We start from the raw sequence: 14,241 nt of genomic DNA on the forward strand, positions 1-14,241 counted from the left end.
TCCTTGGGGTCGGGGAGGAGCGCAGGTGTCGAAGGATCTGCCAACTCGGGGTGCTGGAGGCTCACTTCGACCATGTTTCGAAAGTTGGTGCCAACTCACTTTGAGTTGTCCCCACTTGGCGGTCGTGCATAACCTCGGTCGCGCAACTCCACATACTTGGCGGAGAGTTGTAGCGTCGAGTTGTGAACCACGAAGGCGGCGCGATGAACGGAAGAAAGCCGACACACCATGACATCGCCGACACTCTGCGCGGCCGCATCCGCAGCGGCGCGCTCAGGGCCGGCGATCACATGCCCACGCAGTCGCAGCTCGTCGAGGAGTTCGGCGTGGAGCGCGGCATCGTGCGGCAGGCACTGAAGATCCTTCAGGACGACGGTCTGCTCACCCATGTGACCAGGGGCGCGCCGGCCCGGGTCGCCGATCTCGCCGGCGGGTCCGGGGCCGTGGTCCCCCCTCCGCAGCCGACGATGGTGGTCCTCGCCCCGCGGATGGTGGAGGCGTTCTCCGCTCCCGACGTCCGGATCGACGCGGTCGGTCTCACCGCCGAGACCCTGATGCTGGCGCTGAGCGAACCGCTGCGGCTGATCCATGAGGGGCGGATCAAGCCGGACAGCGTGGAGGCCCGCCTCCTGCTGCCCGACCGCAACATCGATCTGGCCTTCCCGACCCCCGTCGCTGCCCCGGAGGACGACAACCTGGTCCACCAGCGCTGGCTGGACCAGCGCAACGCCCAGGGCCTGGTCCTGCGCCACAACCTCCTCGCCCTGCACACCTCGCACGGCATCGACGTCAAGGTCACCTTCCGCGCGCTGCCGCTCACCCCGCCCGTGAAGCTGTACGTACTGAACGGCTCCGAGGCCCTCTTCGCGTACTACACCGTCACCCGGCGGGAGGAGGAGATCGACTCGACCACCGTGGAGATGTTCGACGCGTTCGGCATGCAGTCGCTCCTCTTCCCCTTCGCCGCCGGGAACGGACCGCGCGACGCGGCGTTCGTCCAGCAGTCGCAGATGTGGTTCGACGCACTCTGGAACACCATCGCCACGAACCTGACACTCTCTTAGTGAATTCTGATGCGGCACATACGGAAGAGGCGGCGCGCGTGGCCGGGACCATCGAGGACATGATCGCCGGAGCCGAGCATGTCCTCTTCGACTTCGACGGCCCCATCTGCCGTCTCTTCGCCGGTCACCGGGACCACGACGTCGCGGAGAGACTGGTCGAGTGGCTGGAGAAACGGGGCAGCCATGTGCTGCTGACCGAGGAGGAGCGGGCCTCCGCCGACCCGCACGCCGTCCTGCGCGCGGTGAGCAGGCTGCAGCCCGGCAGCGAACTGGTCGAGGGGCTGGAGGAGAAGCTCACTCTCGAGGAGCTGCACGCCACGGCGAGCGCGTGGCCCACCGCCTACGCGGACCCGTTGATACGCACCTGGAGCGCGGTCGGCGTGGGCCTGGCCATCGCCACGAACAACTCGCCGAAGGTGGCGGAGGAGTACCTCACACGCCGCGGGCTGCACGGGTGCTTCGCCCGCCACATCCACGGACGCACCACCGACCTCGGCCGCCTCAAGCCCGACCCGGACTGCGTCCTGCGCGCCCTCGCCTCCCTCGACGCCGACCCGGCCACGTCCCTGATGATCGGCGACACCCCCGCCGACCTCCACGCCGCTCGCGCCGCGGGCGTCGGCTTCCTCGGTTACGCCCACGGCGCCCACCGCGCCGACCGGCTGCGCGCCGCGGGCGCGACGGTGGTCCTGGAATCGCTGGAGCCGGTGCTCCGCACAGTGCGGAACATCGGACGGCCCCGGCCGGCAGGCGGCGGCGTCCGGTGAGGAGCCGGACGCTCGGCCCGCTCGTCGCCGCGGCCTTCGAGGCTCGGGACGGCGCAGCCGGACATCTCACTGAAGGCGTGGACGACACCCGACCGGTGGGCCACCGTGCCGCGGGTGTCGTACGGACGAGCGCATTTACGCCCGGAAGTGCCGAGCCGGACCCGACTGCCGCAGACTCCGGGGCGAGTGAGGCGGTAGCGTGCACTTCTTACGTCTGGCATCACCTCGGGCGAGAGAGTTGCACGCCATGGCCGCCGCCGAACCGATGTCCGCAACGCTTCGGCTAGCCGTCGAGCTCAGCGGGGACGGCGAGCTGCCCGAGGGACCGCTCCAGGGCTATCACCACGAGACGTACGTGTTTCCTCTGCCGCCCGGTGTGGTCGGGGACGCGGGCCCTGGCGATGGCGCCGACGCGGGTGATGGGGCGGGCGCCGGTGCGGGAGCGGGCGCCGGTGCGGCCGGGCGGGTGCGCTGGAAGTGCCGGGAACCCAGGAACGGGCTCTTCTGGTTCGACCGCAGGTGCTTCGCCTCCGAGGAGCAGCTGATCCGGGAGCTCCAGGGCCGTGTCAGCAGCCTCCCCGGCATCATCGAGGTCGAGAACGTTCCGCTGATGCGATTCGTCGAAGGCGCCACCCTGGGATCGGTGTGCGGCGACGGGGAACGGGTGCCGTGGCCCGTCGTGCGGCAACTTCTCACGCTCTTCCGGGAGTTGGCGGCCATCCGGCCCGCCCAGCTCGACCTCGAACGGACCTGTGACCCGGACGACCGCCCCAAGGACGGTGACACCGCCGGGTTTCTGGAGCGCCTGATCCGCTTCGTCGAGACGCGCGTCTACCGGGACCACATCACCGCGTACGGGGAACTCTTCGCGGACCTCGGCATCACGGATGCCTCCCTGGACATCCTGATGAAGCAGGCCGACGGGCTCCGGAAGCGGCCCTTCTGCCTGCTCCACGGGGACCTGCACCGGGAGAACCTCATCCTGGACGCCCAGGCGACGGCGTGGACGATCGACTGGGAGCTGGCCATGGTCGGTGATCCCCTCTACGACCTGGCCACCCATCTGTATCTCGCGCGCTATCCCCGCCTGCAGGCCAGGGCCGTCGCCCGGGCCTGGGCGCACACGGTCGAAGACGTCCTGGAGGGAGGCTCGCAGGGCTGGGACGAGGACCTGGACCGGCTGCTCGCCTTCAAGGCCGCGCAGTCCGTCTTCACCGACGTCATCCGCTCGGCGCTCACGCTGGGCGCCGGGCCCGAGCCGGACCGGCCTCTGCTGGACGGTACGGCGCAGCGACTGCACGCGGTCCTGGCCCGCGGAGCCCGTCCGCTGGGCATGGCGTCCTCGCCCCCCGCCCGGCGCATCGCCGACGCCCTGGACGCCTGGTGCAAGCGCCCCCGGCAGCCGCTCACTTCGTCCGCGTCCTGATCGGCGCCGGCCGGGCGAAGGCGCCGAGGGTGCGCCGAGGGGGCGACGAGGTGTTCCGAGGGTGCGCCGAGGGTCGCGGAGGGACGGGAGCCGATGGCGAGCTCAGACCGTGAGGACCACCTTCCCCAGCAGCTCTCGGGACTCGATCGCCGCATGTGCCTCGGCCGCGCGGTCCAGCGGGAACGTGCCGCCGATCACCGGGCGCAGGGCGCCCGAGGCCGCGGACGCGAGAGCGCGGGCGGCCAGCTCGGCGTGCGCGGTGGCGGAGAGCTGGAGGTCCGCGATACCGAGGAGGCGTACGCGCCGCTGCTCCGCCTCGCTTGGGTCGACCTGGGCGAAGCCGCCCGTCGGAGCGCCGTGTGCGGAGAAACGGCCGCCGTCGGTGGCGAGGGCGAAGGCCGCGAGGCCGACGTCGCCGCCCACGCCGTCGAGGACGACGTCGGCGCCGCCACCGCCGAGCGCCTCGCGAGCGCGCTCCGGCCAGCCCGGGACCGCCGCGTCGACCACGGCGTCGGCGCCGAGCTCCCGTACCAGCGCGGTCTTGCGCTCACCCCGGGCGACGCCGACGACGTACGCGCCCGCCGCCTTCGCCAGCTGGACGAGCAGCGTGCCCATGCCGCCCGAGGCACCGGTGATCAGTACCCGTTCGCCCGGCTTCAGTCCTGTCGTGTCCAGCAGCGCGGTCGCGGTGACGCCGTCGTGGATCAGTGCCACCGCGTCCGTGAGGGACAGTCCGTCCGGCACGGGCGCCAGGGACTCGGCGGCCGCGACGGCCCGTTCCGCGTAGCCGCCGGTGAAGCCGATGGACGCGGTGACCCTGCGGCCCAGCCAGGCCTCGTCCACGCCGGCCCCGACCGCCCGTACCGCGCCGGCGATACCGCCGCCCGGTACGTACGGAGGCCGCACCGGGAAGAAGTCCGTGCCCCAGCCCGCCCGGACCTGGGTCTCCACGAAGATCGTGTCGACGGCGGTGACGTCGACCACCACCTGGCCGGGGCCCGCCTCCGGCTCCGGTGCCTCTGCCGGGACCAGCACCTCCGGGCCCCCGAACGCGACCACCTGTGCCACACGCATGCTGTCCACTCCCCCTCCGGATGGGCGTTCCGGCTGTTCCGGAGCCCGTACGCAGAAGTCTGGAACTTAAACCTCGGTTGAGGTCAAGCCTCCGAGTCAGGCAGCCCGTGTCAGGCAGCCGGTGCCAGGCAAGCCCGCGGCCCGCGCCCCGCAGCCCGTGGTGCGTACGCTCTGTCCATGAGCGGTGAGCTGGGTCTGCGTGAGCGCAAGAAGCGACAGACGTACCGGACGATCTCCGACGCGGCGATCGCCCTCTTCCTGGAGAAGGGCTTCGACGCCGTCCCGGTCACCGAGGTCGCGGCCGCCGCCGAGGTCTCCAAGCCGACCCTCTTCCGGTACTTCCCGGCCAAGGAGGATCTGGTCCTGCACCGGTTCGCCGACCACGAGGACGAGGCCGCCCGAGTGGTCGCCGCCCGGCCCGAGGGCGTGACCCCGCTCGACGCACTGCACCGCCATTTCCTCGAAGGGCTGACCCGCAGGGACCCGGTGACCGGCCTCAGCGACCACCCGCACGTCCTCGCCTTCCACCGGCTGCTGTACGGCACTCCGAGCCTGGTCGCGCGCCTGTACGCGTATCAGGGGAGGTCGGAGGCGGCGCTGGCTGCGGCACTCGGCGGCGACGCGGGCGGGGGCGAGGGCGTGGGTACGGGTGTGGGCGCCCGGCTCGCCGCCGGGCAGATCGTCGCCGTCCTGCGGGTCCTCGCCGAGGAGAACTGGCGGCGCATCGCGGCCGGTGAAAGCGCGGACGACGTGTACGCGGACGCAGTGGCCGCGGCGGATCTCGCCTTCCGTCAGCTCGACGCGGGACTCTCCACGCCCTGAGTCTCAGTAAAAGATTTAACTCGGTTACGTTATTCTCGATGGAATGACGGCACTCGAGCATGCACTCAGCCAGGAACGCGACTACCACGACACCTGCCGTACCGCCCTGACCGCGATGGTCGAAGGCGCCGCCACCCGCGTCATCACCGGCGAGGACGTCGCCGCCTCGGGCGCCGACGCCGAGGCGCTCGGCTACGAGCTCCGCAGCCACGCCAAGGAACTGCGCGAACTTCCCCCGAGCCCCCTCTTCTTCGGCCGTCTCGACCACGAGGACGGCCAGAGCCACCACATCGGCCGTCGGCGCATCAGCGAACACCCGGCCGCTCCGCCGCTCGTCGTCGACTGGCGCGCCCCCGTCTCCCGCGCCTTCTACCAGGCGAGTGCCCACGATCCGCAAGGCGTAGCAGTACGCCGCCGCTTCGGCTGGGCCCCGCACAGCAAGGGCGATTCGGCCGATCTGACCGGCCTGGAGGACGAGCCTCTGACGCGCGGCGGTCGGTCGACGCCCGGCGGGCAGCCGGCGCGCGGCGAGTGTCCGTCGGGCGGCGACCATCTGTCGGGCGGAGAGCGTCCGGTGCAGGGCGAGTCATGGACGAGCGCGATCGTCGCCGGCGAGATCGAGCGGCCCCGCGTCGGCCCGATGCGCGACATCGCCGCCACCATCCAGCCCGAGCAGGACGATCTCGTACGGTCCGGACTCACCGACTCCGTCTGCGTTCAAGGCGCTCCCGGTACCGGCAAGACCGCGGTCGGGCTGCACCGCGCCGCATACCTCCTCTACACCTACCCGCAGCGCATCCGGCGCGGCGGACTGCTGATTCTCGGCCCGAACCGCACGTTCCTCTCCTACATCTCCGAAGTGCTGCCCGCGCTCGGCGAGATGGACGTCCGGCAGTCGACGATCGACGACGAGATCGCCCGTCATCCGGTACGGGCACGGGACAGCGATGCCGCCGCCGCGGTCAAGCACGACGCCCGGATGGCGGCCGTACTGCACCGCGCGCTGTACGCCCGCGTCGGCTCCCCGGCCGCCGAACTGGCCGTTCCGGACGGCTCGTACCGCTGGCGCGTACCGCTCGCCGAGCTGGAGCGGATCGTCGACGGCGTACGGGCGGAGGCGCCGCCGTATGCGGTCGGGCGCGAACGGGTCCGTACCCGCGCCGTCCGCGCGGTGCAACTCCAGGCGGAGCGCAGGTCGGGGCCGAGGAGCAGCAGCTGGGCGCAGCGCATCGGCCGGTCGCGGGCAGTCTCCGCCTTCGTCGACGCGGTCTGGCCGAAGGCGCGGCCGGAGGAGGTGCTGACGGCGCTGCTCACGGACCCGGACGATGTGCTGCTCACGGACTTGGCCGATGCCCCGGTCGCGGACTTGGCTGACGCTCCGCTCACCGCGGAGGAACGGGAAGCGATCCGCTGGGAACGGCCGCCCCGCTCCTGGAAGTCTGCGGCATGGTCGGCCGCCGACCTCGTCCTCCTCGACGAACTCGCCGGCCTGATCGAACGGCCCGAGGGCTACGGCCACATCGTCATCGACGAGGCACAGGACCTCTCGCCGATGCAGTGCCGCGCGATCGCCCGGCGCTCCGCCTTCGGCTCACTGACCGTCCTCGGCGACCTGGCTCAGGGCACCACGCCGTGGGCCGCCCGCAGCTGGCCGGAACACCTCGCCCACCTCGGCCGGCCACAGACCGCCGTGGTGCCGTTGACCACCGGTTTCCGCGTCCCGGCGGCCGTCGTCGAGCTGGCCAACCGGCTCCTCGGCGCCCTGTCGGTCGATGTGCCGACGGCCCGTTCGCTGCGGCGCGACGGCGAGCTGACGGTCCGTGCGGTCCCGGACATCGCCGCGGCGACGGTCGAGGCGGTACGGGCCGCGCTCACCCGGGAGGGCTCGGTCGGTGTGATCGCGGAGGACTCCGGCGTACCCGTGCTGCGCGGCGCGCTCACGGCCGCCGGGATCGCGGAGGACGGAGACGGCCGCGTCACCGTCCTCGGGGCGTCACTCGCCAAGGGGCTTGAGTACGACCATGTCGTCGTCGCCGAGCCCGCCGCCATCGCCGCGGCGGAGGAGCGTGGGCTGCACCGTCTGTATGTGGCCCTCACCCGGGCGGTCTCGCGTCTCGACGTCCTGCATCAGCGGCCCCTGCCGCCGGAGTTGGCATGACGGCGTGAGGGTGGCGTGGGTCAGGGTGGCGTGCGTCAAAGTGGCGTGGGTCAGGCAACGGCCGGGCCTCAGCGAGGACTTCGGGCAGGGCGGACCGGTCGTGCGGCTCCCGCCGACGCGCGGGACGGAGCCGCCGGAGTTGGATTGGGGTTAGGCGTGTTGCCGGTGTTCCCGCCGTTCCCTTTCCTCAGAGCCTTTCACCAGTGCGTCGAACGGGAACGCCTGACCTCGACACGCCGCACGCCGCACGCGTCACTCGGTCGTGGCAGGCGGCCCGTACGTGGCGGCCAGCTCTGCCGCGAGCCGCGCCAGCCGTTCCCGCGCCTCCGGAGGCTCCAGGACCTCGATCCGCGCGCCCAGACCGGCCAGCTGCGCTGCAACCACCTGCGGCGACGGCCCGTCGACCTCGATCTCCAGCCACCCGTCGTCGAGCGGCCCGCCGACCCGCAGCCGCCCGCCGAACAGCCCCTGCAGCACCGGCTCCGCACTCCGCTCGGCCCGGGCCCGTACGGTCGTCGCGAGCATGCGGTCCTCCATGCGCCCGGCGAGTGAGCGCCAGGTCTCGGCGAGATCGAAGCCCTCCGGACGGACGACGGGTTCGCCGGTCGGTTCGACGGACGTGACACGGCTGAGCCGGAACGTCCGCAGTCCGCGGTCGGTTCCGGCGACGAGATAGCCGACGCCGGCCTTGGACGCGAGCCCGAGCGGATGGACCGTGCGGTCACGGGCGGGCCTGCCCGGAGCGGCGTAACCGAGCCTGACCTGCGTACCGTCCAGCACCGCGCGCTGGAGCGCGTCGAGGTGGGGCGCCGCGGCGGTGAGCGGGGAGCGCGACCAGTCCGTACCGTCGGTGACCCCCGCCCGCGACGCGGCCTCCGCTTCGGAACGGAACGGCGCCGGCAGGGCCCGTACGAGCTTGCGCAGCGCCGTCCGCAACTCGGGTGTGGCCGTGAGGCCGCCGGACAGGCTCCCCGGTGCGCCTGGGCCGGCCGACGTGTCCGGACCGGCCGACGACGGCCCTGCGACAAGGAACAGTGCCCGGATCTCGCCGGCGGTCAGTCCGGTGAGGTCGGTCCTGGCCCCGCCGACCAGCGACCAGCCGCCGCCCCGGCCGCGCTGCGAGTACACGGGAATCCCGGCGCTCGCCAGCGCCTCCAGGTCGCGGCGTGCCGTGCGCTCCGACACTTCGAGCTCCGCGGCGACCTCGCTCACGGTCACGCGCCCGCGCGCCTGAAGGAACAGCAGCGCCGCCACCAGTCGATCGGCCTTCATGCCGGCCATTGTCCCCGGTGAAGTGGCCACCGTATGGCCTGTTCAGCCTGACGGAGAACCTGTCACCACGTCCGCTCAGGGGGCGGACGCGTCCAGGATCGGGATCAACACTTCCTCCTCGTAGAGCAGATGGCTCTCCAACTCGTGGGTGAGCCGCTCGACTTCACGGAGTACAAGCGCCCGGTCCGCGCCGTCCGATCGGACAACCTCGCGCAGTTCGGTGGTGAGGGCCGCGATCTTCTCGTGCTCCTGGCGCAATCTGTCCAGCGCCGGTGTGAGTTCGGCGTACCGCCCGGCGAGGAACGGGAACATCGCAACGTTCTCACCGGTGTGGTGGTTGTGCAGACCCGCGCAGAGGGTCAGACAGTTGATGCGGAGCTGTGCGCCCAGCCCGGGGCCCGATTCGGTGATCTCCTTGCGGATCAGGGCGAGTTCCCGCCGGAAGCCGTCGTGGATCACCTTGAGGGCCTCGCCCATCGACGTCGCGTTCGGGTTCGGCGGTCCGTTCTCGATCGCTTCGAGCGCGACCACGGGAATCACGCGCTCCGTCTTGGCCTGGTAGTCCGCCCACCCGGGGTCGGCCTCGACGGCCCGTGCGAAGGCGGCGTCGCGCTCCGCGCCTTCGAGGACGACAGCCCTGGCCTCGTAGGTGAAGACGCCGTCCTCGACGGTGAGACGGGGATGGGCCAGCAGGTTCCGGAACCAGTCCGGATTCTTCGGTGCGCCGCCGGCGGAGGCGATGACGAGGACTCGTTCACCGCCGTCGGGGAGGTAGCCGACGGGGGTGGTGTGCGGGGCGCCGGACCGCGCCCCCGTGGTGGTGAGAAGGAGCAGCCGGGCTCCTTCGAAATAGCCGCCGACGCGTCCGCCGTTGGCGCGGAACTCATCGATGACCTGCTGATTGAAATCGTTCGGCATTCTCTGCTTTCTTCTCTGTTTGCGGGCATGGCAAATCACCGCCGGGTGGGGGCGGGTTGAAGCGCGCTCGCGGAATTGGCGGCGATCGATGCGCCGTCGGGCACGGTGAAGCGCGGTCAGGCGCGGTCAAGCGCAGGGAAACGTGGCACGCACGCCGCGCACGCCGCGCACGCCGCGCACGCCACGCATGGCGCGGGTGGCGCGTATTGAACTCGTCGCACGCATGGCGGGTGTCACGCGGAGAGTGGCGCGATGAGCGCGAAAAGCGCAGATGGCGCGGAAAGCAGAAAGGCGGGCCTCTCGCCCGCCTCGAAATCACTCCGAGGCCGGGTGCCCTACTCGTTCGTGGCCCATGGCCGACCCGGCAGTCACGATCACAACCTAATACCGGGCTGGGCGCCGGGGCAACGTCGATTCCCGGCCGCATTGTGCGCCCCGCACATCCGTGGGCGCATTCCCATTCTCCGGGCGGTGCGGAGTGGCGAGCCCGGCCGGGCGGTCAGGCGGCAGGAACTGCTCAGTCATCGGTCAGCTCCCGTGGGACTACTCACCTTCGCTGGGAACGGACACCCAGGGGTGACCCGTCTCGCTGAACGTGAGGCAGGGCAGTGCTCTGACCTCGGGTTTCTCAGGTTGAGCGCGACGTCAGGTGTCCGTCGGTCTCGCTCAACCTGAGTAGGTCGTTCCTCCCTGCTGTAACCGGCAGAGCGGTGTCGGCGGATCAGCTTCCTGGTGGCAGGTGCGCTTTGCGAAGGTCACGCTCCCTAACCGGCTTCTGGTGCGCCTCAGGAGAACTTGTACCCGGTGAAGTCGGCGATGTGGACGAACCCGATGCGCTGATAGAGGGCGTTGCTGGTGGGGTTGTCCGGGTCTGTGAACAGGACGACGTCCGTCGCGCCCGCGGTCAGCGCGGCCCTGCTCACCGCGACCGTCACGGCTCCCGCGTAGCCGCGGCCGCGGAGGTGGGCCGGGGTGTAGACGGGGTCCACCCGGACCATGCCGCCGACGACCGAGGTCGCGGCCGCCATCGAGAGGGGGGTGCCGTCCGGGGTCTCCCAGAACGTGAAGTGCCTGTCGCCGAAGCGCGAGTCGTCCCAGGAGCCGGCGTCGATCAAGTCGATGGAGGTCTGCTCCCCGACGTCGACACAGAACTCACGGCACCAGCGCACGACTTGCTCACGGTCCTTCCCGCCCGTGATGCGACCCCGGCCCTCTGGGCGCGGCTGCGGTGGGGTGAGCGTGCCGAGACGGTAAAGATGCGTCCGCCAGAAAGGTACCGGCGCCGCGCCCGTGTGCCGCTGCCATGACTCGGCGAAAGCGCCGGCGGTGTCGTGGTCCGCGATGACGTTGGAGGGGGAGTGGCCGAGGCCGGTCAGGTGAGCGGCGAGGGTGTCGGTCTGCTCGACAGAGAGGGGGGTGAGGCCCAGGCGGCCGCGCGGAGTGAGATAGAAGATCGCGCGGACCTCGCCTCCTGACTCCAGTCGGCCGAAGACGGAGGCTTCGATGTCGTGTTCGGCCGCCCAGCGTGTTCGCAGTTTCTCGATGTCCGTCAGAGGCGTGTTGTGCAGGGCAGGCCGTGAGCGCAGGAAGTCCCCGGCCCGGGCGAGGAAGCCGTCGACGTCTTGGGTGAGGTGCCAGTCATCCGGGAGCATGCTTCATGATCCCGGATGACCTCGACTCGGCGGGAACACTTGCTCAGAGATGCACCGTCGACACGACTGGTCCAACGCCTTTCAGCCCCGTGATGTAACTGCTCCTGATCAGGCGCGAGTTTTCCTCGTCCACTGGCTGGTCCGCGGGCTTCTGCGGGTCAGCATGGCGATAAGTGCCCAGTTCAGGTGGGCTTCGGAGTGCTGGGGCAGCCAGGCGAGTGTGGGGACCGTTCAGCGGATGCTCAGGCGCTACCGCGAGCAGGGCCTGTGGGGCCTGGTCGATCACCGTCAGCGGACGTTCACCATCCGCACCGGATCCACCTCGCCTACGACGCGGTATCCCCACCCCACTGCCTCACAAGCCGCCCGCGCCGCTGCGAACTTGGCCGCCGACCGTGCGTCGATCCGGTCCAGCGGCCGGCAGTCCACCACCAGCCCCCGCCCGTCCTCGAACCGAGCGAAGTAGTCCGGAGCGTGCGAGACCCGCTTGCCCCGCTCGCCCTCCCAGAACAGCCACAACGGCTGCGACAGCAGCCCCGTCACCTGCGGCGTGAAGTCGAGCAGCATCGCGTGATCCCGCTCCAGCCAGGACTCGAACCCCACGTGCCCACCGGTCGTCGACGACCAATACAACCCAGGGAAATGCCGCTGCCCCCGGTAGGACGGGAACCCCCGCACCGGCCGCCCTTCCTCGAACGCCACCGAGACGGCCTCGGACAGAAGCCGCCGGTGCTCGCCCGCGGCATCCCGCCAGCCCACCTCGAAACCGTCCACCTGCGACGGCGCCGACCCCTCCAGCTCACGCAGCCCCATGTATGGCACTGTGCAGTTCCGACGGGACTGAGCAGGAAGAACGGGACACAAACCCCTCATGTGAGTGACTGGCGCCCACGGGCCAGAGCACCGATACTCCGTTGCTTGATCAAAAACCGGTTCGACAGCATGGCGCCATGCAACGACATGAGCACGCCGGACCCGCAGCACTGCGCTCCATGCAGAGCCTGGCCACCCGCACCTTTCCGACAACCGGCTACCACCACATCGGCGACCTCACATGGAACTGGTGCCTGGCCCTCGACCGCGCCGACCAGTGCCCGACAGCCGTCTGGACGCACGGCGAACAGACGCTGGCCTGGGGCTGGTTAGAACTGCCCGACACCTTGATGCTCCAGGTCGACCCGGAGCACCCGGAACTGGCTCACGAGGTCCTCACCTGGGCCGAACACACGGCATCAGGCCCGCTGAGCATCGACGTCACCGAGACCGAACCACACCTGATCAAGGCACTGGAACAGCGCGGATACACCCGGACCACCGACGGACCGTTCATGACGTGCCTTGGCCGCCCCCTCACCGGCCTGCCGGACATCCCGCACCTGCCGGACGGCTACTCGATCCACCCCCAGCGCGACCATGCCGACGTGGCAGGCCGGGCGGCAGCACACCGCGCCGCCTTCGGATCGACCAGGATCACCACCGAACGACACGCCCGCATGAGGGACACCTGGCCCTACCGGTCCGAACACGACCTCATCGTGACCTCGCCCACCGGGGAAGTCGTCGCCTACTGCCAAGGCTGGTACGACCCGACCAACGGAATCGGCGAGTTCGAACCCATTGGCACCCACCCCGATCACCGCCGCCTCGGCCTCGCCCGAGCCGCCTGCATCGCGGTGCTGCACGCTTTCGCCGACGCCAGCGGCCACCGTGCCATCGTCTACTCACGCGGCGACGCCGCATACCCCATCCCCAAGCGGCTGTACGAGTCCTTGGGCTTCACCGCGTACACCCGCACCCACACCTACGTCGGGGTGTGACCGAGGTACGCGCCAAAGGGGCGACGAGATGATCTTGAAGCCCTGAGCGCTCGGCCCCCGTATTTCAGAGGGACACGCGCACTGTTCTGCCAGCGGCAGAACACAGGCCGGACCGGGCTCGACGATCACTACAGTCCAGTCTCATGGCGACGATTACGACGCGTACGGTCGAGTACCCGGCCGACGGTTTGACGATGATCGGGCACCTCGCGCTCCCGGCCGGTATCGACCGCCGACCCGCGGTGCTGCTCGGACCAGAGGGCATGGGGCTCAGCGACGTCGAGCGCCGCCGGGCCGATGCTCTCGCCGAGCTGGGATACGTAGCGCTGGCCTTCGACCTTCACGGCGGGCGCTATTTGGGCGACCCCGAGGAGATGCTGGCCCGTTGCATACCACTGCTCTCTGATCCCGACCGGATGCGGGGCATCGGCCATGCGGCGCTCGACGTGTTGCGCACCGAATCGCGGGCCGACCCCGACCGGATCGCGGCCGTCGGCTACGGCACCGGAGGCGCCGTCGGGCTGGAACTCGGGCGCGACGGCGTCAACCTGCGCGCGATCGGGACAGTCAACGCACTGACCACGGGCCGACCGGGCGAGGCAGCGCGCATTCGCTGCCCGGTGTGGGCCGGGGTCGGGTCGGAAGACCCGATCATGCCGCCCGCGCAACGGGACGCGTTCACCGCCGAGATGCAGGCCGCAGGCGTCGACTGGCGCCTCGCGGTCTACGGCGGGGCCTTGCACGCCTTCCACCACCCGCCGGTCGACCACCCCACGGTCCCCGGCGTCGGCTACCACCCACAGCACGCGCAGCGAGCCTGGCGCGACGTCGTCGACCTGCTCGCCGAGTGCCTGCCCGTGACGGAAGATCTGCGGGCATGACCCAGGCAAACAGCCTGGCGCCAGGCCTGGTCCGCGTCGGGCACTCACAGTCCCCTCCCCTCAAGTCCCCATAGCAGAACCACATTCGGGCGGATACTCGATCGCGGAGACGCGTTCGCAACTGCCGCAGTAAATACCGGATTTACTGCGACGGAGCCCCTGCCGTGATCCTCGCGACCTGCGGCGGTCCGTTCCGGCCGCCAGGGCGAGGTCTACGCATTTACTGCGGCCTCACCGTGCTGACCACGTGCGAAGTCGCATCATGATCAACTCATTGCCCCTTTGGCGCGTATCTCGGAACCGGCGCGAATCGCATCTGATGCGAACTGGGCGCTCGTTGCGCCGCGTTGGCCGATCGGGCGTAAGGAAGCCGCTGATCAGTGAATTGAG

12 protein-coding genes are annotated in these 14,241 nt (G+C 70.6%); 7 read left to right on the forward strand and 5 right to left on the reverse strand.

All coding sequences use genetic code 11. The features are described 5' to 3' along the window. Positions 1 to 203: 203 nt before the first annotated feature. From ACWGI8_RS04075 to ACWGI8_RS04085, 3 genes are all read left to right on the forward strand, one after another. A complete protein-coding gene (locus ACWGI8_RS04075; RefSeq protein WP_453658496.1) occupies positions 204 to 1,064 on the forward strand; it encodes a winged helix-turn-helix domain-containing protein in 861 nt (286 codons plus the stop codon). Positions 1,065 to 1,102: 38 nt separating this feature from the next. Next, positions 1,103 to 1,831 carry an HAD family hydrolase gene (locus ACWGI8_RS04080; RefSeq protein ID WP_453658498.1) on the forward strand — a complete coding sequence of 243 codons (729 nt, stop codon included), beginning with the start codon at positions 1,103 to 1,105 and terminating at the stop codon, positions 1,829 to 1,831. 247 nt (positions 1,832 to 2,078) lie between these two features. Further along, the gene (locus ACWGI8_RS04085) at positions 2,079 to 3,257 is read left to right on the forward strand and encodes a phosphotransferase (RefSeq protein WP_453658499.1); all 1,179 of its coding nucleotides are present in this window, start codon (positions 2,079 to 2,081) and stop codon (positions 3,255 to 3,257) included. 102 nt (positions 3,258 to 3,359) lie between these two features. Here ACWGI8_RS04085 and ACWGI8_RS04090 read toward each other — a convergent pair whose 3' ends face one another. Further along, positions 3,360 to 4,331 (reverse strand): zinc-binding dehydrogenase, encoded by a 972-nt coding sequence (locus tag ACWGI8_RS04090; RefSeq protein WP_453658500.1) that lies wholly within the window; start codon positions 4,329 to 4,331, stop codon positions 3,360 to 3,362. A 177-nt stretch (positions 4,332 to 4,508) separates the two neighbouring features. On the opposite strand from ACWGI8_RS04090, the gene ACWGI8_RS04095 reads away from it, so the two are divergent. Then, complete coding sequence (locus tag ACWGI8_RS04095) at positions 4,509 to 5,153, forward strand: TetR family transcriptional regulator (protein WP_453658502.1); 645 nt, start codon at positions 4,509 to 4,511, stop codon at positions 5,151 to 5,153. 43 nt (positions 5,154 to 5,196) lie between these two features. Further along, positions 5,197 to 7,311, forward strand: coding sequence for a HelD family protein (locus tag ACWGI8_RS04100; RefSeq protein ID WP_453658504.1), 2,115 nt, complete (start codon positions 5,197 to 5,199; stop codon positions 7,309 to 7,311). A gap of 252 nt (positions 7,312 to 7,563) precedes the next feature. Here the strand turns inward: ACWGI8_RS04100 and ACWGI8_RS04105 are convergent, their stop codons facing one another. From ACWGI8_RS04105 to ACWGI8_RS04120, 4 genes are all read right to left on the reverse strand, one after another. Then, positions 7,564 to 8,583, reverse strand: a complete 1,020-nt coding sequence (locus ACWGI8_RS04105) for a helix-turn-helix transcriptional regulator (protein WP_453658506.1) — start codon at positions 8,581 to 8,583, stop codon at positions 7,564 to 7,566. Positions 8,584 to 8,658: 75 nt separating this feature from the next. Next, complete coding sequence (locus ACWGI8_RS04110; protein WP_453658508.1) at positions 8,659 to 9,501, reverse strand: nitroreductase/quinone reductase family protein; 843 nt, start codon at positions 9,499 to 9,501, stop codon at positions 8,659 to 8,661. A 785-nt stretch (positions 9,502 to 10,286) separates the two neighbouring features. Then, the gene (locus ACWGI8_RS04115; protein WP_453658510.1) at positions 10,287 to 11,153 is read right to left on the reverse strand and encodes a GNAT family N-acetyltransferase; all 867 of its coding nucleotides are present in this window, start codon (positions 11,151 to 11,153) and stop codon (positions 10,287 to 10,289) included. Positions 11,154 to 11,441: 288 nt separating this feature from the next. After that, positions 11,442 to 11,966 (reverse strand): TnsA-like heteromeric transposase endonuclease subunit, encoded by a 525-nt coding sequence (locus tag ACWGI8_RS04120; protein WP_453658512.1) that lies wholly within the window; start codon positions 11,964 to 11,966, stop codon positions 11,442 to 11,444. Positions 11,967 to 12,103: 137 nt separating this feature from the next. Here ACWGI8_RS04120 and ACWGI8_RS04125 point away from each other — a divergent pair, with 137 nt between their 5' ends. After that, entirely contained in the window at positions 12,104 to 12,970 is an 867-nt protein-coding gene (locus tag ACWGI8_RS04125) for a GNAT family N-acetyltransferase (RefSeq protein WP_453658514.1), read from the forward strand. 143 nt (positions 12,971 to 13,113) lie between these two features. After that, the gene (locus tag ACWGI8_RS04130; protein ID WP_453658516.1) at positions 13,114 to 13,851 is read left to right on the forward strand and encodes a dienelactone hydrolase family protein; all 738 of its coding nucleotides are present in this window, start codon (positions 13,114 to 13,116) and stop codon (positions 13,849 to 13,851) included. The last annotated feature ends 390 nt before the right edge of the window (positions 13,852 to 14,241 follow it).

Source organism: Streptomyces sp. NPDC054841 (assembly GCF_053611045.1).